We start from the raw sequence: 24,473 nt of genomic DNA, 5'->3' as shown, positions 1-24,473 counted from the left end.
CTGCGTGCTATCCTTAATCCGACCTTATTGATCGGAGATCATTATAGTCTCCGACCCTGGAGATCGGCAATAGCAATGTTGAAAATTTCAAAAAAAGCAGACTACGCCCTCATGGCTCTTCAACACATCGCAGCCGCCCAGTTCGGCGACGTGATGCCGGGCCGCGTCGTGAATACGAAGGAAATCGCGGAGGAATATAACATTCCCCTCGAACTCCTGGCCAAAGTGCTCCAGACCCTGGCCAAGAACGCGCTGATCGAAAGCCACAATGGCCCGAAAGGCGGGTATGTGCTGGCGCGGCGCGCAGATAAAATTACGATCGCGCAAATTCTCGAAAGCATCGAAGGGCCATTGGGTATCACCGATTGTTCGCACGAGAAGGATGGCGACTTCTGCATGCAGCGGGACAATTGCAATATCCGCACACCGCTGTTGAAGGTTCAGGACAGCATCGCCCAATTGCTCAATAACATGACCCTGCAAGACATGATGGGTGGCACACCCCTCATTACGATTCAGTCTTCCGCGGCACAAGGAGTTGCACGATGAAATTGCCGATTTTCTTAGACAACCACTCCACCACCCCGATGGATCCCCGCGTCCTGGAGACCATGCTCCCCTACTTCGTCGAGAAGTTCGGGAACGCGGCCAGCCGGAACCACGCCTTCGGGTGGGCCGCGGAGGAAGCCGTCGAAAACGCCAGGAAGCAGATCGCGAAGCTGATCAAGGCCGACCCGAAAGAAATCGTCTTCACCAGCGGCGCCACCGAATCGGACAACCTCGCGATCAAGGGCGTGCTGGAGATGTACGGGGAGAAGGGCACCCACATCATTACCTCCTCCACCGAACATCGCGCCGTGCTCGACACAGTCAAAGCGTTGGAAGGCAAGGGCAAAGCGACGGTCACCTGCCTCGCCGTCGATAAATTCGGCATGGTGAATCCCGAAGATGTGCGCAATGCGATCACAGAGAAGACGATCCTCATCTCCATCATGCTGGCGAACAATGAAATCGGCACGATCAACCCCGTCAAAGAAATCGGCAAGATCGCTAAGGAGAAGGGCATCCTCTTTCACTGCGACGCCACGCAGGGCGTCGGCAAGATCCCGGTCGATGTGCAGGAGATGGGCATCGATCTGATGTCCTTCTCGGCCCATAAGCTATACGGACCCAAGGGGGTCGGGGCTCTCTACGTGAGAAAAAAGAATCCGCGGGTTCGCATCGTGGCACAAATGGACGGAGGCGGACATGAGCGAGGCATGCGCTCCGGCACGCTTCCTGTGCCCTTGATCGTGGGATTCGGGAAGGCCTGCGAACTCTGCGAGCAGGAGATGGTCCAGGAAACGGCCCGGTTGATCGCGATGCGCGACCGGCTGGAGACCAGCATTATGAAGGCTCTCGAGGAAAGCTATCTGAACGGCCATCCGACCAACCGGCTCCCCGGCAACCTCAATATCTCCTTTGCCTACGTGGAAGGCGAATCGTTGCTGATGGGGATGAAGGATATCGCCCTCTCGTCCGGCTCGGCCTGCACCTCGGCCACATTGGAGCCCTCCTACGTGCTCCGCGCCCTGGGAGTCGGAACGGAACTGGCGCATTCCTCGATCCGCTTCGGTTTGGGCCGTTTCAACACGGACGACGAAATCGACTATACGATCACAAAGGTGATTGAAATCGTCACCAAGTTGCGCGAAATGTCCCCGCTGTACGAGATGGCAAAAGAAGGCGTCGATTTAAAATCGGTCCAATGGGCGGCCCACTAACCAGGGCAGGCAAGAGGAGGATGCATCATGGCCTACAGTGACAAAGTCGTCGATCATTTCAATAACCCCCGCAACATGGGGAGCTTCAAGAAGGATGAGGAAGGGGTCGGCACCGGCATGGTCGGAGCCCCGGAGTGCGGCGACGTGATGAAGCTTCAGATTAAGGTGCAGAACGATATGATCGTGGACGCGAAGTTCAAGACCTTCGGCTGCGGATCCGCCATCGCCAGCTCCAGCCTCGCCACCGAGTGGCTGAAGGGCAAGACCATCGAGGAAGCCCAGAAGATCAAGAATACCGACATCGTGCAGGAGCTGAACCTGCCACCGGTGAAGATCCATTGCTCCGTGCTCGCCGAGGATGCGATCAAAGCCGCCCTCGCAGACTACCAGAAGAAAGCCGACGGACCCGCGACCGACGCGAAGTAACGTCAGAAAGGGAGCGCACCATGGACACAACCAACGCAGAAACCCAGGCTCCAGTGATTACGCTCAGCGAGGCGGCGCTCAAGGAAGTCAAACGCCTCATCAACGTGCAGGGCCTCACTGAAGGCGGGCTCCGTCTCGGCGTGAAGGGCGGCGGCTGCTCAGGCCTCAGCTACACGATCAACTTCGACGAAAAGATCGGGCCCCATGACCAGATCCATGACATCGACGGGGTCAAAGTTATTGTCGACGCCAAGAGCGCCATTTATCTGCAAGGCACACAGCTGGACTTCCAGAAAGACCTGCTGGGCGGCAATTTCAAGTTCGTCAATCCGAACGCCGACAAAACGTGCGGCTGCGGAGAGTCCTTCTCGGCGTAATGAACGACAACAGAGGTAACGGGATGGACCATCACCACACTCACAGCTCAAACCCTCGTGAGCTACAGATGGCCAGGAGCATGTGCTGGCACTGTCAATCGGAGGTGTCCGGAGAATACTTCTGCGACCGCTGCGTCAAGGTCCAGCCTGTGTCGAAAGAAACCGACTACTTCACCTGCTTCGGATTTCCTCGCCGTCTCACCATCGACCAAAGCAAGCTGGAAGCCAAGTTTTACGAACTCAGCCGCGCCTTCCATCCGGACTTCTATCAGAACAAAAGCGAGACGGAACAGACCATCAGCCTGGGCAACTCTGCCACGCTCAATTCGGCCTATCGCACCCTCCGCGATCCGATTCAGCGGGCCGAATATCTGCTCGACCTGGAAGCGGGGGCCGTGAAGGAGATCCGGAACTCGCCTCCGGCCGACCTCTTCGAGGAAATCCTTGAACTCCAAGACACGCTGAACGAATACCGGGCCGCCGACCCCACATCGGGAACAGGGCAACAGCTTCGCGCCAAACTCCAAGCGGAACAACTGACCCTGGAGCAGCGCAAACAGGACATGGAGAGCAGCCTCCAGCAACTCTTCACCGACTGGGATGCGCTCCAGAATCAAGGCGACGCAACTAGCCACGCCCGTGCCGAACGGGACCGTCTGCTGAAGCAGATGCGAGAGATCCTCTCCAACCGCACCTACGTCAAGAGCATCGTCAACGACCTCGTCGCAACCATCGGATAACCACCATGTCACGCATCGTCGGCATCGATCTCGGCACCACGAATTCGCTCGTGGCCTATATGAAAGAGGGCCACCCCTGCATCATTCCAGGACGGAACGAGCGTACGATGGTGCCCTCCGTCGTGGCCATGACTGACAATGGCCTGATCGTCGGCGACCCGGCGAAGGAACACCTGACCCGCAATCCCGAGCGGACGGTCTACTCCGTGAAGCGCTTCATGGGAAAGGCCCTTGAGGATGTACAGGGCGAACTGGCCTACTTCCCCTACTCGCTCACCGAGCAAGGCGGCGTGATCCGGATCAAGCTCGGCGAAAAATCCTATTCGCCCCCGCAAATTTCGGCGATGATTTTAAAAGAGCTGAAACAGCGGGCGGAAGAACATCTCGGCGAAAGCATCACGAAAGCCGTCATCACCGTCCCAGCCTACTTCAACGATAGCCAACGCCAAGCCACGAAAGACGCCGGCATGATCGCCGGGCTGGACGTGTTACGAATTATCAACGAACCGACCGCCGCCTCGCTCGCCTACGGACTGCAAGAAAAAACGCAGGGCACGATCGCCGTCTACGACTTCGGCGGGGGTACTTTCGACATCTCCATCCTCAAACTTAAAAACGGCATCTTCGAAGTGTTGGCTACGAACGGCGACACCCACCTAGGCGGAGACGATCTAGACCGTGAGATTGCCAACCTCTTCCTGGCAGACATTCGCAGCCAGCATGGAATCGACCTCAGTGCCTACCCGGACCATATGCAAACGATCCGGCTCGAGGCGGAACGGGCCAAAATCCAACTGTCCGACGAACTGAAAATACAGGTGTCGGTCGAGCTGCCAGACAACAAGGGCCGCTTCACGCGAGAATTGACGCGGGACCAACTCGAAACTTTGACCATGGGAATTATCGAACGGACCCTGGCCCCCTGCCGGATGGCCCTGAAAGACGCGGGGCTCACTCCGGACGCGATCGACGAAATCGTGCTGGTCGGGGGCTCCACCCGCATGCCGCTCGTGCGGCAACGGGTTCAGGAGTTGTTCGGGAAGACCCCCCATTGTGAGATCAATCCGGATGAAGTCGTGGCCCTGGGCGCAGCCGTGCAAGCGGACATCCTCAGCGGCGGCACGACGGACATGCTCTTGCTCGACGTCACGCCTCTCTCGCTCGGCATCGAAACCATGGGCGGCGTAATGAGCAGCTTGATTCGCCGGAACACGACCATCCCGGCAAGCGCGAAAGAAATGTTCACCACCTATGTCGATGGGCAGACCGGCGTGGATATCCACATCCTCCAAGGGGAACGAGAACTGGCGAACGACAATCGCAGCCTGGCAAAATTTCGCCTAAAAGTGCCCCCGCTCCCGGCCGGCGTGCCGCGCATCGAAGTCACGTTCCTTATCGACGCCAATGGGATCTTGAACGTGAAGGCCAGCGACATGCGAACCGGACAGAGCCAGTCCATCGAGGTGAAACCCTCATATGGGTTATCCGACCGCGAAGTGGAGCAGATGATCGAGGATTCGTTCAAGTTTGCAGCAGAGGACGTCAGTGCCCGCAAATTGATCGAGACGAGGCTCGAGGCCGGCGCCTTGATCACGACGACGGAGAAGTCCCTGAGCGAAGGGCGTCAGCTTGTCGCCCCGGAAGAGGTCACGGCCATTCAAGCGGCCCTCTCGGCCCTGGCAGCCGCAAGGGAGGGTAACGATCTCCGCGCCATCCGCGCGCGCATGGCCGACCTCGAACGATCGGCGCAGCGCCTGACCGTCGCTATGCTGAACGATTCGCTCACACGAGGGCTCCAGGGCAAGAAGGTCTCGGACCTAACGTGACGCGGCCTCGGAAAGCCTGTTTCGCAGCGCTTCACGAACGACGAAGGAGTTCAGATGGATCTGAAATGGAACGACACAGAAGATATCGCCATTCGCTTAGTTGAAGAGCATCCGGAGACGGACCCGCTCACGGTTCGCTTCACCGACCTGCATGCCTGGGTCGTGGCGCTTCCGGATTTCAAGGACGATAGCAAGAAGTCGAACGAGAAGATTCTGGAAGCGATTCAGATGGCTTGGCACGAGGAATATCAGGACTCGAAATCCTAATCCACTGGGCAATCCAAGAACCCTGCTACCTAGCGGACTTTTTCAGCAGCCTGCTCTTGTACCCCCTCGGGGATTTGGTCCATTTTGTAAAAGTCCGTCGGGTCCAGCCGGCGCTGAGGCGCTTGGGTCGGCTCGCTGCCCTTGATAAAGAGTTCAACTGTGCCGGTCTGGCCTTCCTGTTCGCCATCGAGCAACCCCGTCGCAGGATCGACATTCACAAACGTGACGCCTTCCGGAACGGTGAAAGCCATCACAGGGACCTGCTTGAGCGACTCCTTCATGAAATTGATCCAAATCGGCAGCGCGGCATGAGCCCCCGATTCCGTCTCGCCGAGCGGGCGGCCATCGTCAAAGCCCACATACACGCCCGCCACCAAGTTCGGCGCCCCGCCGATGAACCAGGCATTGATGAAGTCGTTCGTCGTTCCGGTCTTCCCGGCAATCGGCCGACCAATAGATTTGGCCGCTTGACCGGTCCCCTTCTGAATCACATCTTCCATCATGTTGGTGATCCCGTAGGCAGTTTCCTTGGAGATCACCGGCAAGGCTTGCGATTCCGCCAACTCCAGCACCTTTCCCGCGCTATCCTCCACGGACACGATCGCGTAGGGCTCCACCCGGTTCCCCTCATTGAGCAATACCGAATAGACGGAGGTCAGTTCCAGCAATCCCACAGAGGACGAACCGAGCCCCAACGACAAATCTGCGGCCAGCGGGCTGGTAATCCCGACCGTTTTGGCGAACTCAAGCACATTCCTGATCCCCACCTTATCCAGCAGCCGAACTGTCGCGAGATTGTAGGAATGGGCCAGCGCTTCCCGCAAACTCACCATGCCGTGGAACTTATGCCCATAGTTTTCAGGCTTCCATGTTTTTTCCTCGAGCTCTCGCTCGTAGACAACCGGCGCATCAAGGATCATTGACGCAGGGCTCATCCCCTGATTAAGAGCTGCCGCATAGATGATCGGCTTGAAGGCGGACCCGGGCTGGCGATGGGCCTGGATGGCGCGATTGTACTCACTGCGGCCGAAATCGTATCCGCCAACCATGGCCCTGATGGCGCCCTTAGCCGGCTCCAGCGCAATCAACCCTCCCTCAACGAGGGGCGTCTGCTCCAGCTGAACGTGCACAACGTCACGCTCCAACTTCTTCACCATCACCTCGACAACATCGCCCGGCTTCAGCACCTGCTTGAGATTCGGATTGACGAAGGCGTCCTTCGCGGTGTCCGGCCCAGTCAGCCGACGCTTCGCCCAAGCCATATCTTCAAAGGCGAGCCTGGCGGTCACCGGACCGACCTGCGCTAGGAAATGATCCTTCGCCACTTTCGTAATGACCGCCTCTCGATAGTCCCCCGTCTTCAAAGCTTGACTGGCAGTCACCCCAACAACGGAGGGAGCCAGGACGGCTGGATCGACCGTTCGAAGCGGACCACGCCACCCTTGACGTTTATCCAATTCGCGCAAGCCGGCCGCAAAGGCCGTTTCAGCAGCCTTCTGCATTTCCATATTCAATGTCGTAAAAACCTTGAGCCCGCCTTTATAGACCAGGGCCTCGCCGTACTTGGCGACCAACAACTGCCGGACATGCTCTACAAAATAGGGCGCTGCCTGCTCTCCGCCTGGCCGCCTGAAATTCAACGTTTCCGCCGCCGCCTCTTCACGCTCTGCTTCAGTCAAAAATCCTGCCTCTTCCATGCGGGTCAGCACATGCTCTTGTCGTTTTTTGGCTCGCTCGTAGGCTTTAAACGGCGAATAATTATTGGGGGATTTCGGAAGGCCTGCCAAAAATGCCGCTTCCGCCGTCGTGAGGGCCGAGAGGTCTTTCCCGAAATAGGTTTGGGACGCCGAGGCGATCCCGTAGGCGCCTTGCCCGAAATAAATCTGATTCAGATACAGCTCAAGAATTTTATCCTTCGTCAGCACCAACTCCATTTTATAAGCCAGAATCAACTCGCGGACCTTGCGGTCGAAAGTGCGTTCCGACGAGAGGAACAACGACCGAGCCAACTGCTGGGTAATCGTGCTGGCCCCCTCAACCTTCCCCCCTCGGCGTACGTTCGTCCAGGCCGCACGGAGCATGCCGATGTAATCGAGCCCGGGATGTTCAAAAAACCGAACATCCTCGACCGCGATGACAGCACGACGGAACCGTTCGGGAATTTCCGCCAAAGGAGTCTGGATGCGACGTTCAATGAAAAATTGACCGATGCGCTGCTGATCGCTGGAATAGACCTGCGTGACCAGACTCGGCTGATACGTCTCCAACTGATCTAATGGAGGAAGATCATTCGCAAGGTGCCAGACCAATCCACCCAGGCCCAGCATCCCTCCTAGGAACGCCGCAACGAGGCTGAGGAGCGAGACCTGCCACCAGCGCCACGACCGGCGACGCGGTGGCTGACGAGGCGGATACTGCCTATATATCTGACGATCCGTCATAATTACGCGGGGTTACCATCGAATATGGATTGCGTCTCTGGCAAGAACAGGAAGGTCACCATACCGTGCGGACCCTCAAAACTCAAGCAAGGACTCTGATCGGTACGAGCTCATCCCTTCTACTGCCTCCAGCACAGTAGCCGCTCAAGAAGTACTGGAAATTACCGAGAAAGAAGCCGGAGCAGATGCGTAGATCTGCACTCCTACGGCATTGCGTCAACAAGAGGACAACCTTGGATTTGACACGCCACCATGGCCACCAGAAACGATCTGACTTCTTATGAGAACCGCACCGACGCGATCCTGGCCATCACAACCAATATTTTCAAGGGAAATTCGACAAAAGCCTTGTCGCTGGCTGTACCGCCCACTTGACGAAACCGACTCGACAATGGCGTGTCTGAACGCGACCACGAACTATGCCCGGCAGCCTACCAGGTTGAGGTGACTGAGAGATCGTATGAAGACGTCAAAAAGTCCCCTGGGACGGAAAAACAAATATTACTTGCTCCTGCTCGTGCTGATTCCGATCGCCCTCATTGTCTGGATGGCGCTCCACACGATCGAGAAGGGGATGCGAGAGAGCCTCGGCAATGAACTACAAACCGTCCTAAAAACGACTCAAGGAGGGTTGCGGATTTGGGCCACCGATCGGAAAATCAATGTGACCGCCTGGGCGCAATCCCAGGAAATTGAGCACATCATCGCTGCGCAACTTCTTGTGCGCCGAACCTCCAAGACGTTACGGATCAGCCAGCCTTTGAAGACTCTCCGGGCGCTGTTGCGCCCTCTGTCGCCGCAGGACGCTCAGACGCTCGGATTTGTGGTCATCGCCCCGGATGGTGTGCAGATTGCCGCGAACGCCGATGCCATGGTGGGCGGACAGGATATTTCAGGATATGCCCCTGAGGTGATCGCCGGAGCTCTGTCCGGAACGGCGACTCTTGGCCTGCCCTTTCTCACAGCCTCCGATATCGATTTGGGCTACGGATCCTATCTCCCCGCTAAAAGCCCCGCCATGATTGTTGCCACTCCAGTTCGGAACGGGCAGGGAGCGGTCATCGCCGCCCTTGCGTTTATCCTCGACCCCACCAAGAATTTCACCCACATCGCACAGCTAGGCCGGCTGGGCAACACGGGAGAGACCTACGCCTTCGACCGCACCGGCAGGCTCATCACCGAAAGCCGATTTGATGCGCAGTTACGAACAAGCGGCCTCATCTCGGCCGATCGTCCCGATGGACGAGGAATCCTGAACATTGATATCCGCAATCCTGGCGGCAACATAGTCGAAGGCTTCCGGCCGACAATATCCCGCGACCAACAGCCGCTAACCTATATGGCGCAACAAGCTGTGGATGGGAACTCCGGTCTCAACCTCGACGGCTACCGCGATTACCGCGGAGTCCCCTTCGTGGGTGCCTGGATATGGGATGAAGACTTAGGGATCGGGCTTGCCACAGAAATGGATACCTCAGAGGCCTACCATCGCCAGGAAATCATCCGGCTCATCATCCTGACCATGCTAAGCATCGTGGTAATCATCACGTTTTTCATGACCGTTACCCTCGTCAAACACGCCCAGGCATTGACCGGCAGCCTCACCCACTTTGCGACGGTCCTGGATGCCACGCCCGATACCTTTGTGATGGCGGACGCAGCGGGACTGATCGTCTACGTCAACCACATAGTTGAAGAGACCTTCGGCTATACACCCGATGAACTGCTAGGCCAGAAAATCGAGCAGCTGATGCCGGAACGGTTCCGCCGTCAGCACCCCGCACAGCGCACACAGTATATGGCCGCGCCCTATCGCAGACCAATGGGTCGCGCAACAGATCTGTTCGCCCAGCACAAAGACGGACGAGAATTTCCCGTCTTAATCAGCCTCAGCCATGTCGAGATGGAAAGTGGCACCTATGTGCTATCGGCCATCCGTGACATCTCCCAGTTCAAACAGACTCAGCATGAACAGGAGCGACTGGATCGCCATATCAGGCTCCTCCTCGACTCGACTGCGGAAGGACTGTACGGAGCCGATCGAGAGGGGCGATGCACATTTGTCAACCGGGCTGGAGCGGCGATGTTAGGCTACACCAGCGAAGAGTTATTGGGGCAACCGATGCATGCCCTGATTCACCATTCCCACGAAGATGGCTCCCCGTACCCTGCAGACGCCTGTGTGCTGGAGCAGGTTGGCCGGACCGGGAAAGGGTGCCGCCTCGGCAAGGAGACCCTCCAGAAAAAGAGCAGTTCAGCCTTCGCTGCCGAAAATTGTGATCGCCTGAGTGAGGGGGTCTTCTGGAAAAAGGACGGTACCGCCTTTGCTGCCGCGATGGTTGCCTGCCCCATCTACGAATCCGATTCGCTGGCCGGCGCCGTCGTGGCGTTTAGCGACATTTCTGAACGTAAACGCGCGGAAGCCGCCCTCGCCAAGACCACGGCCCTCCTCAAAAACCGCAATGCCGAATTGATCGTCACGCGCGACCAGGCGCTGGCTGCCACCAAGGCAAAGAGCGACTTCCTCGCCACGATGAGCCACGAAATCCGGACGCCGATGAATGCGATCATCGGCATGGCGGATTTATTGAGCGAGACCAACCTGACCGCCGAACAGGCCGACTATGTAAACCGCTTCAACCGGGCAGCCACGGCCCTGCTCGATCTGGTCTACAACATCCTAGACCTCTCCAAGATCGAAGCCGGGTACGTCGAGCTGGAGTCCATCAACTTCGACCTCCCAGACCTCATCGAAAACACAGCAGAACTCATGGCCGTCCGTGCGCAGGCGAAGGGGCTTGAGCTCATTACCCATATCGATCCGCTGGTGCCAGATCTGGTGGTCGGAGACCCCACACGCGTACGGCAGATCGTGATCAACTTGCTCAGCAATGCCATTAAATTCACGGAGAGCGGGCATGTCCTCGTCCACATCAAGCGGGACAATCCCCTCGAGACCCCGGACATAATCCACCTGACGATCGCCGATACCGGAATCGGAATTCCCGAAGACAAATGTCAGGTGATCTTTGAAGATTTTACCCAAGTCGATTCCTCGACCACCCGCAAATACGGCGGCACCGGCCTCGGCTTGAGCATCAGTGCGCGCCTGACAGAAATGATGGGCGGTCGAATCTGGGTGCACAGCAACGAGGGCCAGGGCAGCACCTTCCATGCTCTCCTCCGCCTTCCCGTTGGCACCGGCGCGATGGAGCCAGCAAGAATTCCCGCCGCAGACTTGGTCGGACGGCACATTCTGGTCGTCGATGATAACGACACCAATCGTCTGATCGTCCGGGAATTGCTCACCCGTGCCGGCGGAGAGATTGTTGAAGCGGAGGATGGCCCAACCACGCTGGCGCTCTTACAGCGGCTCTATACAGACAAGCAACCTCTGCATCTGATGATTCTCGATGGCCAGATGCCCGGCATAGACGGCTACGAACTGGCCCGGCAGATCCACGCCACCCCTGAGTGGAAAGCCGTCCCAATCATGATGCTGACCTCGAACCCGCGGAAACCCGGTATGGCCCCGGGAGCCGACACTGAAACGTACACCCACGTCACCAAACCGATTCACCGAAAAGCCTTTCTCGATCTGATTCATTCTATCTTAGGCGTTCAGGCCACCGCGTTGCCGAGCCCTCCACCCGCCGCCCCTGCAGCACCCCAGCGCCCCTCGACAGCCGTCATGCGAGTCCTTCTCGTCGAGGATCTGGAGGACAACCGCGATATCATCGCGCTCTTTCTCAAAAACAGCCTGCTCGCCTTAGAGATGGCGGAAAACGGGTTGGAAGCCGTGGACAAATTCAAGGCAGGCCGGTACGACCTGGTTTTGATGGATATCCAGATGCCGGTCATGGACGGCTACACCGCGACACAAACGATCCGTGAATGGGAACGGACTCAGGGCCAAACACCGACCCCTATTGTGGCCCTTACGGCTAATGCGTTTCAGGACGAAATCGATAAGAGTTTGGCCGCCGGCTGTACCGCACATCTCACCAAACCGATTAAGAAAAAAACGCTACTGGACGCGATTCGTATCTACACAAGTCCGCGCCCAGGACAGGAGGCCGCGTAACAATGACCACTTCGCAGAAACAGGTCTGCCTGACAGCACGATATTGGGCGCCTATGGGGCACACACGGGGGATCGCCCTGTGTGATCCGTATCGCACCGCCTCGATACGGGAGCAGTGAGGAGGGTCGCATGGCTCGAACAATTCTATGCATTGAAGACGAACAGGACACAGGGGATCTGCTCCAGACGATCCTTGAACGTGAAGGCTATGGGGTGGTGCGAGCGGTCGATGGCCGCCAGGCCACTAGCCTCATTGGCACCATGCAGCCCCCCATGCTGATCCTGCTCGATATCGTAGTCCCCTATGCCAATGGGTTCGAGCTGTTGACGGCGTTCCGCCAACATCATGAGTGGAAACATGTGCCGATCATCATGGTCAGTGCCGACTACTACGAGCCAGATATCCAACGGGCATTGTCTGAAGGAGCCACGGCCTACGTGGTGAAAAAGCCCGGGTTGCAAGACCTGGTGCAGACGGTGAAGCAAGTCTTGTCTTCCCTGGCCTATGAGGGGTCCGAGACGTCGGCTCCCGGCCAGCACGTGCAGCAGGGGTACCCTATGAACGAGCCGGGCGTACCTGCCAAACCGACCCTCTTTCTCGTCGAGGACGAAGACGACACGGCGGATCTCGTCACCTTGATCATGGAAAAAGAAGGCTACCAGGTCGTGCGCGCCGCCGATGGCCGCGAGGCGCTGAAGCTCATCAAATCGATGCCAGCGCCGGCGCTGGTATTGCTAGATATGCAGCTGCCCTTTGCCGACGGAGTAAAGCTGCTGGACCATATCACCCGGTTGGCACGACCGGCCTGGAAGAAGGTCCCAGTAGTCATGTTGACCGCCGATAGCTGTGCACGAGATATCCGTGAATCCTTCGCCCTCGGCGCCAAGGATTATATTTTGAAACCGTTCAAACGGGAGGCTCTGATTGCCAGGCTCCGGCGGTTCCGAACCCAAGATTCAGAGGAACTGGCATCCTAACGAGCGGCCAATCGGTATTCGCGAAAGGAGATTCCCGCATGACGTACATCAACCCTCGCGGCAACGCTGCAGCACCGGAAGGGGAGATCGTACATGTGGACGCCTCTTTTGAGCCGCTCATACCGAAATTCATGGCCAACCGCAAAAAGGAGACGGTGGTCATGCGCGAAGCCGTCGCTGCTCAGGATTTCGAGACAGTGCGGAAAGTCTCGCACGGGATGAAAGGCGCCGGCGGGAGTTACGGTTTCGACCGTATCTCGGAGATGGCCGCAACCATCGAACAGGCTGCGAAAATGGGAACTACGGCAACCATTGAGACAAAGCTGGCGCAGCTCGACACCTACTTGGAACAGATACAGGTTGTCTTTGACTGAGCGATGGTTGGCGAGACTAAGACTGCTACGGCTATAACTAGATATCTATCATAATTACACTGACTTACGCTCTGAAAAGTCTTACTTTACTGGGAAGACTATCGAAGCGACCACACCCCGCGGATCCTCAAAACTCAAGGCTACGCCAACGAGTCAGCCTGTCCACATCTTCCTGCCTGCATCGCTTGTGCCGAGCACCATGCTTCGGGTATACTAACCCACGGCGCCTGGATTTCCGGGCGTCTTTTTTTTGGAGCATACCGCAATGTCTATGGACCCAATCGCCACCACAGAAGAATCTCCCGTCGCAGACCAGATCGCCCCCGCAGGGCGTCGTGGCGACATCCGCAATATCGCCATTATCGCGCACGTTGACCATGGCAAGACGACGCTGGTTGACGCCGTGCTCCGACAGACCCACGTCCATCGCAAGATTGAAGACATGGGCGAGCGGATCATGGACTCAATGGACCAGGAGCGCGAGCGCGGCATCACGATCCGAGCCAAGAACGCCAGCGTCATCTACAAGGGCGTGAAAATCAACATCGTCGACACGCCGGGCCACGCCGATTTCGGCGGTGAAGTCGAGCGGACCCTGCGCATGGTGGACGGAGTCCTCATCCTGATCGACGCCAAAGAAGGCCCCATGCCGCAAACAACCTTCGTCTTGCGGAAAGCCCTCGCGCTCGGCCACAAGGCCATCGTGGTCATCAACAAGATCGACCGGCCTGACGCGGTCATCGACGATGTGGTGAACCGGACCTTCGACCTGTTCGTCCATCTCGGCGCGACAGACGAGCAGCTCGACTTCCCCATCGTCTATACCGCCGCGATCAAGGGCACCGCGACCAACGATCTCGCGAAGCCAGGCACGGACATTACGCCGCTCCTCGACACCGTGCTGGAAAAGATTCCCGCACCGGCCGTCAATGCCGAGGCGCCGCTTCAAATTCTGATCCTCTCCCTGATTCAGGACCTCTACAAAGGCAAGATGGGAGTCGGCAAGATTCAATCCGGTTCGATCGCCCGCAGACAAAATGTGGTCGTCCTCGGGAAGGATGGCGCCAAGTTCCCTGGGAAAGTATCAGACCTCGCCGTTTACTCCGGCCTTGAACGGACGGATGTGGAACAGGCAGAAGCAGGGGAAATCGTCGCAGTGGCAGGCCTGGACGAAGTCAGCATCGGCGACACCATTGCCGATGCGGAAAACCCGGTCGCATTGACCAGGGTCACGGTCGACGAGCCGACCGTCCAAATGACCTTCTCCGTGAACAATAGCCCGTTCGCCGGACGGGAAGGCAAGTACCTGACCTCCCGGCATTTGCGCGATCGCCTCTTTAAAGAACTCGAAACCAACGTGTCGCTGCGCGTACAAGAAACGGACAGTGCGGACAAGTTCCTCGTGGCAGGCCGCGGCGAACTGCATCTCGGCGTCTTAATCGAAGCGATGCGCCGGGAAGGCTACGAACTGCAAGTCTCGCAACCGGAAGTAATTGTCCACCGGGACGGGGACAAGGTCCTCGAGCCCTATGAGGAACTGACCATCCAGGTGCCGGAAACCTATCAGGGCGCCGTGATTGAAGAGCTGGGCAAACGCCGTGGCGAGTTGCGCCATATGCGGCTCATCCATTCCGACGTCGGGACAAGCGAAATGCACCTGGAGTACCATATCCCCACCCGTGGCATCATGGGACTCAAGAACCTCCTGGTCGCCAAGACGCGCGGCACCATCATCATGCACCATGTCTTCGCCGCCTACGAGCCGCTGGAGCAGCGCGACCTCGCAGTGGCGTCACACGGGTCGCTCGTCGCTTGCGAAGACGGCACCAGCTCAGGCTATGCCATCTTCATGACCCAGGATCGCGGAACCATGTTCATCGGGCCGGTTGTGGACGTCTATCGCGGAATGGTCGTCGGCGAGAACAGCCGGGATGAAGACATGGACGTGAACGTCTGTAAAGAAAAGCAGCTCTCCAACATGCGGGCATCCGGCACAGACGAGGCCTTGGTCCTCACGCCGCCGCGGGAAATGGGTCTGGAGTTCGCGCTTGAATATATCGGCCCGGATGAACTGATCGAAGTGACGCCGAAGAGTCTGCGGATCCGCAAAAAGATCCTCAACTCGGATGAACGCCGCCGGGCCAAGAAATCCAGCAAATAGCCTCCGGCTGCGATGAGGATCAGGAAGAAAAGTCCCAAACCTTCCGCGCGCCGTCCCCCGCTCTACTTTGTCGGCTATCGGGGGACCGCGCCGGCTCTCGCAGAACTCAAGACCTGGTATGACCTCGAGTACGGCGGGCCTCTGACGCTGCGCGCCGAGGAGCAGGCCACGGAGTCCTGGCATGCGGCCCATGGACCCTGGACGGCTCATATCGTGATGCCGCTCCCTGCCACCCATGTCGCAGGCTTGAAAGAACAGCTCGCCTGGGAACATGAGCATATGGGGGCCGTGGCTCCCTCGCTTGTGCCTCCACGTGACATGCCGGATACGATCCTGTTTGCTGCTCGACTTGCCAGGGGCCTCACGCTCCTCACGCAAGGCACAGCCTACGACGTCACCACCAACCAGTATGTGAACCCCTCGGACTGGCGGGATCGCCCCCTCACCCATTTCATCGTCGGCGATCATATCCCGATCATGCAGGGCGAGGACGAGCAACAACACCGAACCTGGTGCTACACCCTCGGCCTCAGCAAGTTCGGTGTGGATGAACTCGAAATGTTTCTCGCCCCCGGTCTCCCGGACCAGCCGATCCGCGATCTCCTGAGGGAAACGGCAGACGAGTTGACCAGAACAGGGCAGTCTCCCAAAGTCGGGAGCCGTGTCCGCCTCGGACTCCTGGGCCGGAATATTGAGATCGCCAACCACCGCACCGCCGCACCGGCCGGCCGCATGCTGAGCTTTCGGGAAATTAAATCTTTTCCATAGTTTTCCTTCGTTATTCAGCACTTCTAGGCCAGCAGGGCCATCTCTAGGCCTTCCGGCCCGTTGACAAGGTTTCAAGCCGCACGGTACAAAAATGCATACGAGTATGTCAGCGATCTGACTAAACCCAGCAGAAGGAGGCATCCAGATGAGCGACGTAGCAGCAGAAATTAAGGTTGGCGATACGGCACCGGATTTCAATTTGAAGGATCAGGACCAGAAGGACGTGAAGCTGAGCGACTACCGCGGCAAGAAGAACGTGGTGCTCTGTTTCTATCCGTTGGATTGGAGCCCGGTTTGTCAGGGCGAAAATGCCTGCTTGACGAACGACTTCCCCAAGTTTCAATCGGCCAATTCAGAACTGTTCGGCATCAGCTGCGACAGCTTCTTTTCGCACAAGGCCTGGGCTGACTCCCTGAAGCTCAAGCATCAACTCCTGTCGGACGTGCATCGGACCACCGCCAAGGCCTACGGCCTCTATTTCGAGCCGTTGAACTGCTCCAAGCGTGCGACCGTCATCGTGGACAAGAACGGCAAGGTCGCCTACGTGAAGGTGCAGGAAATCAAAGTGGCGCGTGAGGACAAGGAAATCCTCGAAGCCCTCGCGAAGTTGAGCTAACCCTCAGTCACAAAGTCCGAAAGTCGAAAGTCCTCACGTCGAGGCTTTCAGACTTTCGGGCCTTTGGCCTATCCGACTTCAAGGCGATGAAACAGGGAATGGCTACGGACGTCTGGGCTTCGAACAATGTTCGTGGAAGATCAGCCAGGCGGAACTGTCCTTGCGCAGGAGCGCGGTACATTGCCCAAAGTCCTGCGCTTCCAGCTCGCCTTTTCTCACCGCCTGAAACACATAGTCGTAGGTCGCCCAGGCCATGAAGCCTGTCATCCGGACATTCACCCTCGACACTGAACCGATAAAGCGCAATGCGCTGCCCTTGCTAAGCTCAGCGTCATAGTCAGCCAGCCACTGCTCGATTGAATCCCTCGTCTCCGTTTCGCCATCCTGAATCCCGACATAGTCCTTGCTGTACAGCTTCAAGACCGCTTGCCTGTCTCTGGTTTCTGAGAAGGTAGCAGCAGCCATGGCTGCTGCTTTGATGGTCTTCTCAATCGCCTCCCCCTCCTCGGCAGACCAAGCCTGCCCCGTCCAAGAGAGGAACAGCATCAGCAATACATAAATACAACGTCTGCTCATAAGATGATCGGACCAAATGAAGGTAGAGGCATCAGCCTGCGTAGTCGAAAGACAGGTCACGGGACTGAACGAGACGCACATTCGATAACCGCCCAGCCGAAAGCGACGAGACCAGCTGTCTCCAGATATGCTCGACCAGTTGCTCCCCAGTCACGGTCTGAGTTCCGAGAACCTGGCACAGATCGCGGCGATCTAAGGCCGACAACACCTTGCCCTGGACCAACCGGTTGAGAGCTCCGATGTCGGTCACCATGCCGATGACAGGATCGATGGTTCCATGGACCGTAACGAAACAATCCCACTCGCGGCCTTGGTTGCCTTCCTGCACTGCCGTAAAGGAATAGCGCCTCGTCACGCTGGCGACGTCGAGTCCGCCTTCTGCCGTAATCTCCGCATAGAGATCTTCGTCTTCATACAAACGAACCGTGTGGAGCGTGCCGATGTCTTTCTGCACTTCCAGCTTGGTCCAAAGAAGCCGCGCCAGGTTTTCCGACGTGGGAACCCGGTCCTTGAAGTAGGCCATATCCAGGTTCAGATTCTTATGGTCGAATTCCTCCAGCACATCGAGCAGGATCCGTTTCAAATCAAAAAGATTCACGACCATGCCGGTCTTGGCATCCACCTCACCGACCACCGTCACCTCGACCATGTAGTTATGACCATGGGCCGGAGGGTTGTAGCAGAGGCCGAACACGGCGCGGTTCTTCGCCTCATCCCATTCAGGCTTGATATAGCGATGGGCTGCCGCAAATTCGATCCGTTTCGTCAGTAAAACAGATGCCATGTTACCTCAGATCTTTCAGCCACTCTTCGCGCAGGCTTCCGGGAACAGGAACCTCCGCGTGGTATTCGCGATGATTTACCGTCAACGTCACCGGCAGATGCAAATCGGCAAAGGCGGCAGTCATTGCTGCGGTCGGTGCGAAACGCACGAAATGCACAGCGCTGATCTTCGTTTCATGACTGTGGCCCCCTTCGAATAACCCAAAGGCCTGCTCACCCCCGGCGCAGATCGCAACCGTTTCTCCATGGTCGAGTCCCATGAAGACGTCCAGCCATTCCTTCATTCGCTCCGGCTCCGTAATCTCAATCAGCAAGGTCGCGCTCAACTCACCGGACCCTGGCATGAGGGCATTGTAGACGTCCAATTCTTCTTGGACTTTATGGGGATCGAGGATCTGCTCGACCCGGATCATTTCCTGAGTCTGAAACCGCAGGGTCTCACGATTTTCAAAAACGAGCGTAATGAGCGGCCCCAGGGAAATCCGGCGCCGCTGCTTCAGCGCAATGATTTGAGCGCGGAACTGCTCACGCTGCTGCTCATACTCAGCTGTGGGCAGGAGATCTTGAGAAGTCAGGACGTTCATGATGGCAACCCATAGGCGTCGCGCACGATTTGAATCGGATGTTTCGTTGATCGGCCGCCGGCATGGGCCATGGCACCCGCCTGATCCAGCTGCAATCCCGCCAATGGGCAATCAGAGGCAACCAGATCGGCCGGGGCCTCTTCAATCATGCGCACAGCCTTTTTCGCAATCAGCATGGACAGGGGGAAAAACTCCGTTTTGGCAGACCAGGAGCCGTCGTGACCGGAGCATTTCTCAATCAGCTCAACCTGGGCTCCGGCACATTCCATCAGCTCCTTGGATTTGAATCCGATGTTCTGGTCACGCAGATGGCAGGGAACCTGGTAGGCCACCCGCCCTGGCTTCTGGGTAAAGTCGGTGGCCAGGGCTCCCTCCCGCTTCAGCCTCATGAAATATTCACAGACATCGAAGGTCCGTTCCGCCACTCGCTGAGCCTCAGCCCCGCCGACAATTTCGGGATATTCCCGTTTCCACATCAAGCTGCAACTGGGTACCGGCACAACGATCTCGTAGCCCTTCTCTATCCAGGGCAGAAAAGACGCGATATTCGCCGCGGCGGCTTTTTGAATCGCCACTGTATCGCCAATATCGAACGAAGGCATGCCGCAACATTGTTGCTCGGGAATCACCACATGCACACCGTTCTTCTCAAGGACTTGAATCGTCGCTTTCCCGACATCGGTCGCCTGATAGTTAATCAGGCAGCTCCCGAAGAGCGCGACCTTCCGCACCGCAGAAGCAGGAACCTGTGCCGTCCCTCGCCGCTTCCACCAATGGGTAAAGGTCTCAGGCGCAAAGGGCAGGACCTGCCGATCACGATGCAGGCCGACCCAGGACTCCATCAAGCCACGAAGGGGTCGAAGTCCCAACAGCCAATTGGCCACCGGCGCCATCAAACTCCCGAGGCTGCCGATCAGATCTGTCTTGATCAGGAACCAATCGCGCCAGCTCACCCCGCGCGTGACGGCCAGGTGCTTCTTCCAAGCGATCATCAAACGGGGGAAGTCGAGACCATACTGATGCGGCAGCGTATAGGGGCAATGGTTGTAGCAGAGTTTGCAGTAGTAACATTCGTCGACGACCTTCTGATGGTCAGTCGGCGTCAGCTTCGCGACATCGCCCTCATACTGGTCAATGCCGTCCAGCAGCGTGTTGAACGAAGGACAAAGATTGAAGCAGCGCCGGCAGCCATCGCAGACTTCATAAATACGCTGCGTGTCTTTGTGGAGCTGCGCGGGATCGATGGGATTGATCAGAATCAGACCATTCACGGTGTCCATTGTCTCCTGTGAGGGCCCGCAATACAAGATCGGAAAGCACAAAGGGTGGGCCGGGTCATCCCAGCCCACCCTTGTGCTATCAGACAACGAACAGAACTAGAGCTGCTTCAGGCTCTCGAGCCCCTTGGTGAAGCGATTCGCATGAGACCGCTCCGCCTTGGCGAGCGTTTCGAACCATTCGGCCAGTTCAGGAAATCCTTCGTCCCGTGCCGTCTTGGCCATCCCGGGATACATCTGCGTGTACTCGTAGGTTTCGCCTTCGATCGCCGACTTGAGGTTGGCTTCGGTATTGCCGATCGGCACCCCGGTCGCCGGATCCCCGACTTCCTTCAAGAAGTCCAGATGCCCGAAGGCATGGCCCGTTTCCGCCTCGGAGGTGTCGCGGAAGAGGCCGCCAATATCGGGAAATCCTTCGATATCAGCCCGACGTGCGAAATAGAGATAACGCCGATTGGCCTGGGACTCGCCGGCAAAGGCTCCCTTAAGATTGTCGTGGCTCTTGGTTCCCTTCAAACTTTTCCCCATTGCTTCCTCCTCCATATACGATGAAATCGTCCGGCCACCGTCACCGCAATCGTACCACTGTCTCCTCGCTGAATAACATAGCTATCCTCGCGAGATCAATGGGCCGCAGCGATTCTCATCCGACCGGCCGATAACGTGGCAACAAGGACTCCATCTCGGCTAAAGTTTTATAGGCCTGGTCCTTCGCGGACAAGATGGGGGTGGCAACCGGCCAGGGAATGGCCAGGGCTGGATCGTTCCAGATGATGCCATGCTCGTCGTTCGGCGCATAATAGTCTGTGCATTTATAAAGGAACGAGGCGCGATCGCTGGTCACGCAGAATCCATGGGCACAGCCTGGCGGCACATAGAGTTGGCGCCGGTTCTCCGCTGAGAGCTCGACCCCGTACCAGTTACCAAAGCCGGGCGACCCCTTTCGGATGTCCACCACGACATCGTAGACCGCCCCTTCCGTCACCATCACGAGTTTCCCCTGGGCATGGGGCTCTTGATAGTGAAGGCCGCGCAAGGTGCCCCTCATCGACTGTGAATAGTTATCCTGGACAAAGGGGCCGGGAATGCCCGCCTCCTCATACCGGCGAGCATGGTACGTTTCAAGAAAGAGTCCCCGTGGATCCCTGAATAGGTCCGGTTCAATGAGTAAGAGGCCTGGGATATCAGTTTGTATGACCAGCACGATGCTCCTCTTCGCTCGCTTGTCTGTCGCTTATTCTGCCGGTTTTTCTGGATCGACGATCTCAGGGGGATCAGGGTACAATTGCCCCAGCCGATCGATCAAGGGCCTCGCGGCTGGCGTGCTTTCGCGGGTCGGCTCACTCACCGGATGGTCCCAGACAAGGACAGAAATACCGGCTTCTGTCAGCAGGGAGCGGATGATAGACTGACAGGCTTCCAAGGTCAGTTCTGTGCCTTGACGAAGATCGAGCACCCGCTCTTTGGGATCGGTCGGCGGCGTTTCTGTATGAATGAGCGCCCAACAACGGTCGAAGAGGGCCGTGCGAAGCTCAGCCGGCACATTCAACGTCGTCAGATCAGCCGTGCAGAGGGCCGACACGAACAGAACGAATTGCAAATCCGGCATCCCGGGATTCTGGATATCCAATGAGGGCATGGCTGGGCATTATCGATGGCCACCGGCATGGAGTCAACGGGCCATGGCCCCGCCCCACAGACAGCCGCCACGACTGAGTATAAGGAGCATCCGACCATGATTACCATTTCGCTGATGGGTCAACTGCAAACCGCCGATGGAGAGCGAGATCTCGCCTGCGAGGTACCCTCCCCCATGTCGGTCCGCCAGGTGATCCAGCGGCAGGGCATTCAGTTGCGCCACCTCCTCCAGCTCATCCGCGAGAAGAAAGTACTGGTGACCATCAATAAAAAGATCGCCAGCGACGACTCACTGGTTCAGGACGGTGATGCAATCAGGCTGGTTGGTCACGACGGGATGGGGGGCAGCGGGCTCGGGCCCTCGATGTAGCCAGTCCCTCAAAGTACAGGGCCGACGCCCCTCGCGGGGAGCCGGCCCTGTCGTTCTCTCTACAGCGAGTCTCGTCCGATCTGCGCCGGACGGCCTCCGCTTACTTCTTGCCGAGGATCGCGTCTTTGGCGGCTTTGGCCACGCGGAACTTGACCACGCGCTTGGCTGGGATCTTGATGGGCTCACCGGTCTGCGGATTCCGTCCCATGCGAGCCTTGCGGTTCGCCAAGACGAGCTTCCCGATCCCGGGCACCACGAAGACGTTCTTCGCTTCTTTGTAGGCCAAGGCGGCAAAGTCCTCGATCATCTGGACCGTGGCCTTCTTGGTTAAGCCGGTCTTCGCGGCCATATGTTCAGCAATCTGCGACTTGGTCATTGATTTAGCCATGCAAGTAACCTCCTTAAAAAAACAAGATGGTGAAAAACAACAAAACCCGCCTCTTCTTGACTCCGCTCAAACTCGATCCACATTCATAAACGAACAGTCGTACTGCTGTATTCGACGAAAACCAGCGGGAGTCTATCCAAGCGATTGAAGGCTGTCAACCGGAAAAACACAGGCCAGGCATAGGGAAACGTCTTCGCTGACTCTTGCAGTTTCGAGACCAGCCAGCGTAAAGTACAGGCCTGTATAGCCTTTATGGGGCAATGTTGCCGTATCCTCGGAGTCGCTAGCATGGGAAAAGAACTACCGATTCTGCCCTCGGCCGCCCAACCGGCTGAGGCCGCGCCAGCAGAGGAATTCCTCTATTCTCGCGTGTTTTGTCAAAAAGAAAACTCCCCCCCGCTCCGGCTGCTCTTGGAGTTCCTCAAGTCCCGTAGCCAAACGCCGATTGCCCCGCCGGACATGGACGAAACCATGCTGGACGAATGGGCCTGGGTCCAGGTCACGCTCGGATACGATCGTGACCGGAAGCCGATTCAGATATTCTGCGTCCGGGATCGAGGCACCTATCAAGACGTGTTCGAGAAAGAAAAGACGCAGTTTCTCGACCTCCTCTCCGCTCACGACGATATCGAAGCAGGACTCGTGCGCGAATATGTCGAGCGTGCGCGATTTGTGCTCACGACTCGATTCTCCTTAAACGACATGACCGACGAGGGCTACGACTTCAACGGATGGATCCTGGAGTTCTACCAAGAACAGTGCAATGGGATCGTCCAGATCGACAACCAGGGCTTCTACTCCCCCAAGGGCGATCTCATCGTCGACCTCTCCGTCAAAGTGGAATGAGCGACCGTGGCAGGTCCAACGCAACCTAACCCTGCCCCCCTGTATCAAAAGACTGATCGCTGGTTCCAGCGGGCCACCGCCTCCCTGCTTGGTGAAGTGCCCTGCCGGCTCGGCTGCACCAGCTGCTGCATCGGCCCCTTTCCCATCACTATCCTCGACGTCCAGATCCTCCAAGAGGGACTGGCCGGCCTCCCGGCAGACCACCGCCAGCGCATCGAACAACGCGCCATCGAACAGACCACTGCGATGGAAACAGCCTTCCCGCAACTGACCCAGACCGATCTGCTCGATACCTGGTCCGATCAGGAGATCGACCGGTTGGCCACAGAATTCCACCAGCATCCCTGCCCGGCATTAGAGGCTGACGGAGGCTGCGGCCTCTACGAGCACCGCCCCCTAGTCTGCCGATCGATGGGTATCCCAACAGAGCAGCAGGGGCTGGCCCAGGGTGCCTGCGAGGTCCAAACCTTCATTCCAATTCTGCGGCTCCCCTCATCATTCCGAGAGGAGGAAGACCGTTTGATCCAGGAAGAATCAGCCGCCCTGGACGCGTTGCGGCTGGCTACGGGGTCAGCCGGGGAAGAAGTCTTCCTGCCCTATGGATTCTTAGCCAACCGTAGTCAGAAAAGATCTGACAGAGACCCGCGCTAGCAGACGACGGAAAAGCTTTGTGCACACGTCAGTGCCATCCAGGTCGCATGCCCGTGGCAACGCCGGATGCTCAAAAAGGCCGTCCGGCAAGGCCACAGCGAGCGAAGGGGCGAGGCGTACGTTTTAGTACGTTGAGCCTCTGAGTAAAGCGAGAACGACGCCGGAGGACTTTTTCAGCATCCGGCTAGACAGAAGATAAAACCCTGTGCTACTGTCTCCAATCTTGGTTGCGGGAGCGCCTGTAGCTCAGCTGGATAGAGCATCAGCCTCCGGAGCTGAGGGCCACAGGTTCAAATCCTGTCAGGCGCACCAGCAAACAGGCAAGAAACAGTAGCCGCACGTACGATATCTGCCAGAGACATACCCGGTGGGCCGTTAGCTCAGTTGGTAGAGCAGCTGACTCTTAATCAGCGGGCCGTAGGTTCAACCCCTACACGGCCCACCAAATACGTCAATAAATCAATAGCCTGCGAGATAGCCGCAACCCGTTGCGCGAGAGGGACGGATTCAGTGACGGGTAGGCAACCTGAAAGTCCTCG

General features: G+C 57.6%; 25 protein-coding genes and 2 tRNA genes. 18 read left to right on the top strand and 9 right to left on the bottom strand.

The genetic code is table 11. The features are described from left to right. Positions 1 to 75: 75 nt before the first annotated feature. The 7 genes from NT179_10290 to iscX all read left to right on the top strand — a co-directional run bounded on the left by NT179_10290 (position 76) and on the right by iscX (position 5,399). Positions 76 to 549, top strand: coding sequence for an Rrf2 family transcriptional regulator (locus NT179_10290; GenBank protein MCX5722400.1), 474 nt, complete (start codon positions 76 to 78; stop codon positions 547 to 549). After that, on the top strand, positions 546 to 1,763 hold the full coding sequence (locus tag NT179_10285; protein ID MCX5722399.1) for an IscS subfamily cysteine desulfurase: 1,218 nt from the start codon (positions 546 to 548) through the stop codon (positions 1,761 to 1,763). The genes NT179_10290 and NT179_10285 overlap by 4 nt, the downstream gene beginning before the upstream one ends. A 27-nt stretch (positions 1,764 to 1,790) precedes the next feature. Next, positions 1,791 to 2,189: a Fe-S cluster assembly scaffold IscU gene (gene iscU, locus NT179_10280; protein MCX5722398.1), complete on the top strand. Its 399-nt coding sequence runs from the start codon at positions 1,791 to 1,793 to the stop codon at positions 2,187 to 2,189. A 20-nt stretch (positions 2,190 to 2,209) separates the two neighbouring features. Next, positions 2,210 to 2,566: an iron-sulfur cluster assembly accessory protein gene (locus tag NT179_10275; GenBank protein MCX5722397.1), complete on the top strand. Its 357-nt coding sequence runs from the start codon at positions 2,210 to 2,212 to the stop codon at positions 2,564 to 2,566. Between the two features lie 149 nt (positions 2,567 to 2,715). Continuing rightward, positions 2,716 to 3,306 carry a Fe-S protein assembly co-chaperone HscB gene (gene hscB / locus NT179_10270; GenBank protein ID MCX5722396.1) on the top strand — a complete coding sequence of 197 codons (591 nt, stop codon included), beginning with the start codon at positions 2,716 to 2,718 and terminating at the stop codon, positions 3,304 to 3,306. A gap of 5 nt (positions 3,307 to 3,311) precedes the next feature. Next, positions 3,312 to 5,132, top strand: a complete 1,821-nt coding sequence (dnaK, locus tag NT179_10265) for a molecular chaperone DnaK (protein ID MCX5722395.1) — start codon at positions 3,312 to 3,314, stop codon at positions 5,130 to 5,132. Between the two features lie 54 nt (positions 5,133 to 5,186). Continuing rightward, positions 5,187 to 5,399: a Fe-S cluster assembly protein IscX gene (gene iscX / locus NT179_10260; GenBank protein ID MCX5722394.1), complete on the top strand. Its 213-nt coding sequence runs from the start codon at positions 5,187 to 5,189 to the stop codon at positions 5,397 to 5,399. Between the two features lie 29 nt (positions 5,400 to 5,428). On the opposite strand, the gene NT179_10255 is transcribed toward iscX, so the two are convergent. Then, positions 5,429 to 7,726, bottom strand: a complete 2,298-nt coding sequence (locus NT179_10255; protein ID MCX5722393.1) for a PBP1A family penicillin-binding protein — start codon at positions 7,724 to 7,726, stop codon at positions 5,429 to 5,431. A gap of 574 nt (positions 7,727 to 8,300) precedes the next feature. On the opposite strand from NT179_10255, the gene NT179_10250 reads away from it, so the two are divergent. The 6 genes from NT179_10250 to NT179_10225 all read left to right on the top strand — a co-directional run bounded on the left by NT179_10250 (position 8,301) and on the right by NT179_10225 (position 16,821). Continuing rightward, positions 8,301 to 11,924, top strand: coding sequence for a response regulator (locus tag NT179_10250; protein ID MCX5722392.1), 3,624 nt, complete (start codon positions 8,301 to 8,303; stop codon positions 11,922 to 11,924). 129 nt (positions 11,925 to 12,053) lie between these two features. After that, positions 12,054 to 12,902 (top strand): response regulator, encoded by an 849-nt coding sequence (locus NT179_10245; GenBank protein MCX5722391.1) that lies wholly within the window; start codon positions 12,054 to 12,056, stop codon positions 12,900 to 12,902. A gap of 38 nt (positions 12,903 to 12,940) precedes the next feature. Further along, entirely contained in the window at positions 12,941 to 13,276 is a 336-nt protein-coding gene (locus NT179_10240) for an Hpt domain-containing protein (protein ID MCX5722390.1), read from the top strand. A 265-nt stretch (positions 13,277 to 13,541) separates the two neighbouring features. Continuing rightward, positions 13,542 to 15,437 (top strand): translational GTPase TypA, encoded by a 1,896-nt coding sequence (gene typA, locus NT179_10235; GenBank protein MCX5722389.1) that lies wholly within the window; start codon positions 13,542 to 13,544, stop codon positions 15,435 to 15,437. A 12-nt stretch (positions 15,438 to 15,449) separates the two neighbouring features. Then, on the top strand, positions 15,450 to 16,205 hold the full coding sequence (locus NT179_10230) for a hypothetical protein (GenBank protein MCX5722388.1): 756 nt from the start codon (positions 15,450 to 15,452) through the stop codon (positions 16,203 to 16,205). 145 nt (positions 16,206 to 16,350) lie between these two features. Then, the gene (locus NT179_10225; GenBank protein MCX5722387.1) at positions 16,351 to 16,821 is read left to right on the top strand and encodes a redoxin domain-containing protein; all 471 of its coding nucleotides are present in this window, start codon (positions 16,351 to 16,353) and stop codon (positions 16,819 to 16,821) included. A 102-nt stretch (positions 16,822 to 16,923) separates the two neighbouring features. Here the strand turns inward: NT179_10225 and NT179_10220 are convergent, their stop codons facing one another. The 7 genes from NT179_10220 to NT179_10190 all read right to left on the bottom strand — a co-directional run bounded on the left by NT179_10220 (position 16,924) and on the right by NT179_10190 (position 21,680). Next, the gene (locus NT179_10220; GenBank protein ID MCX5722386.1) at positions 16,924 to 17,367 is read right to left on the bottom strand and encodes a nuclear transport factor 2 family protein; all 444 of its coding nucleotides are present in this window, start codon (positions 17,365 to 17,367) and stop codon (positions 16,924 to 16,926) included. A 61-nt stretch (positions 17,368 to 17,428) separates the two neighbouring features. Next, positions 17,429 to 18,181, bottom strand: a complete 753-nt coding sequence (locus tag NT179_10215; GenBank protein MCX5722385.1) for a 6-carboxytetrahydropterin synthase — start codon at positions 18,179 to 18,181, stop codon at positions 17,429 to 17,431. Position 18,182: 1 nt separating this feature from the next. Continuing rightward, complete coding sequence (locus NT179_10210; protein MCX5722384.1) at positions 18,183 to 18,764, bottom strand: DUF3501 family protein; 582 nt, start codon at positions 18,762 to 18,764, stop codon at positions 18,183 to 18,185. Beyond that, positions 18,761 to 20,044, bottom strand: coding sequence for a heterodisulfide reductase-related iron-sulfur binding cluster (locus NT179_10205; GenBank protein ID MCX5722383.1), 1,284 nt, complete (start codon positions 20,042 to 20,044; stop codon positions 18,761 to 18,763). The genes NT179_10210 and NT179_10205 overlap by 4 nt, the downstream gene beginning before the upstream one ends. Positions 20,045 to 20,140: 96 nt before the next feature. Next, on the bottom strand, positions 20,141 to 20,569 hold the full coding sequence (locus NT179_10200) for a rubrerythrin family protein (GenBank protein ID MCX5722382.1): 429 nt from the start codon (positions 20,567 to 20,569) through the stop codon (positions 20,141 to 20,143). Between the two features lie 115 nt (positions 20,570 to 20,684). Beyond that, positions 20,685 to 21,245, bottom strand: a complete 561-nt coding sequence (rfbC, locus tag NT179_10195; protein ID MCX5722381.1) for a dTDP-4-dehydrorhamnose 3,5-epimerase — start codon at positions 21,243 to 21,245, stop codon at positions 20,685 to 20,687. Positions 21,246 to 21,275: 30 nt separating this feature from the next. Next, positions 21,276 to 21,680: a hypothetical protein gene (locus tag NT179_10190; protein MCX5722380.1), complete on the bottom strand. Its 405-nt coding sequence runs from the start codon at positions 21,678 to 21,680 to the stop codon at positions 21,276 to 21,278. A 96-nt stretch (positions 21,681 to 21,776) separates the two neighbouring features. On the opposite strand from NT179_10190, the gene NT179_10185 reads away from it, so the two are divergent. Continuing rightward, positions 21,777 to 22,049 (top strand): MoaD/ThiS family protein, encoded by a 273-nt coding sequence (locus NT179_10185; GenBank protein MCX5722379.1) that lies wholly within the window; start codon positions 21,777 to 21,779, stop codon positions 22,047 to 22,049. 100 nt (positions 22,050 to 22,149) lie between these two features. Here NT179_10185 and NT179_10180 read toward each other — a convergent pair whose 3' ends face one another. After that, positions 22,150 to 22,437 carry an HU family DNA-binding protein gene (locus tag NT179_10180; protein MCX5722378.1) on the bottom strand — a complete coding sequence of 96 codons (288 nt, stop codon included), beginning with the start codon at positions 22,435 to 22,437 and terminating at the stop codon, positions 22,150 to 22,152. Between the two features lie 288 nt (positions 22,438 to 22,725). On the opposite strand from NT179_10180, the gene NT179_10175 reads away from it, so the two are divergent. From NT179_10175 to NT179_10160, 4 genes are all read left to right on the top strand, one after another. Beyond that, positions 22,726 to 23,283, top strand: a complete 558-nt coding sequence (locus NT179_10175) for a hypothetical protein (protein ID MCX5722377.1) — start codon at positions 22,726 to 22,728, stop codon at positions 23,281 to 23,283. Between the two features lie 6 nt (positions 23,284 to 23,289). Next, positions 23,290 to 23,934: a YkgJ family cysteine cluster protein gene (locus NT179_10170; GenBank protein ID MCX5722376.1), complete on the top strand. Its 645-nt coding sequence runs from the start codon at positions 23,290 to 23,292 to the stop codon at positions 23,932 to 23,934. A 235-nt stretch (positions 23,935 to 24,169) separates the two neighbouring features. Next, positions 24,170 to 24,246 (top strand) — tRNA-Arg (locus tag NT179_10165). A gap of 57 nt (positions 24,247 to 24,303) precedes the next feature. Beyond that, positions 24,304 to 24,379, top strand: a tRNA-Lys gene (locus tag NT179_10160). Positions 24,380 to 24,473 lie beyond the last annotated feature (94 nt).

Source organism: Nitrospirota bacterium (assembly GCA_026387665.1).
Classification (GTDB): domain Bacteria; phylum Nitrospirota; class Nitrospiria; order Nitrospirales; family Nitrospiraceae; genus Palsa-1315.
The sequence above is the reverse complement of the archived record's forward strand: the minus strand, read 5'-3'. Positions and strand labels throughout refer to the sequence as shown.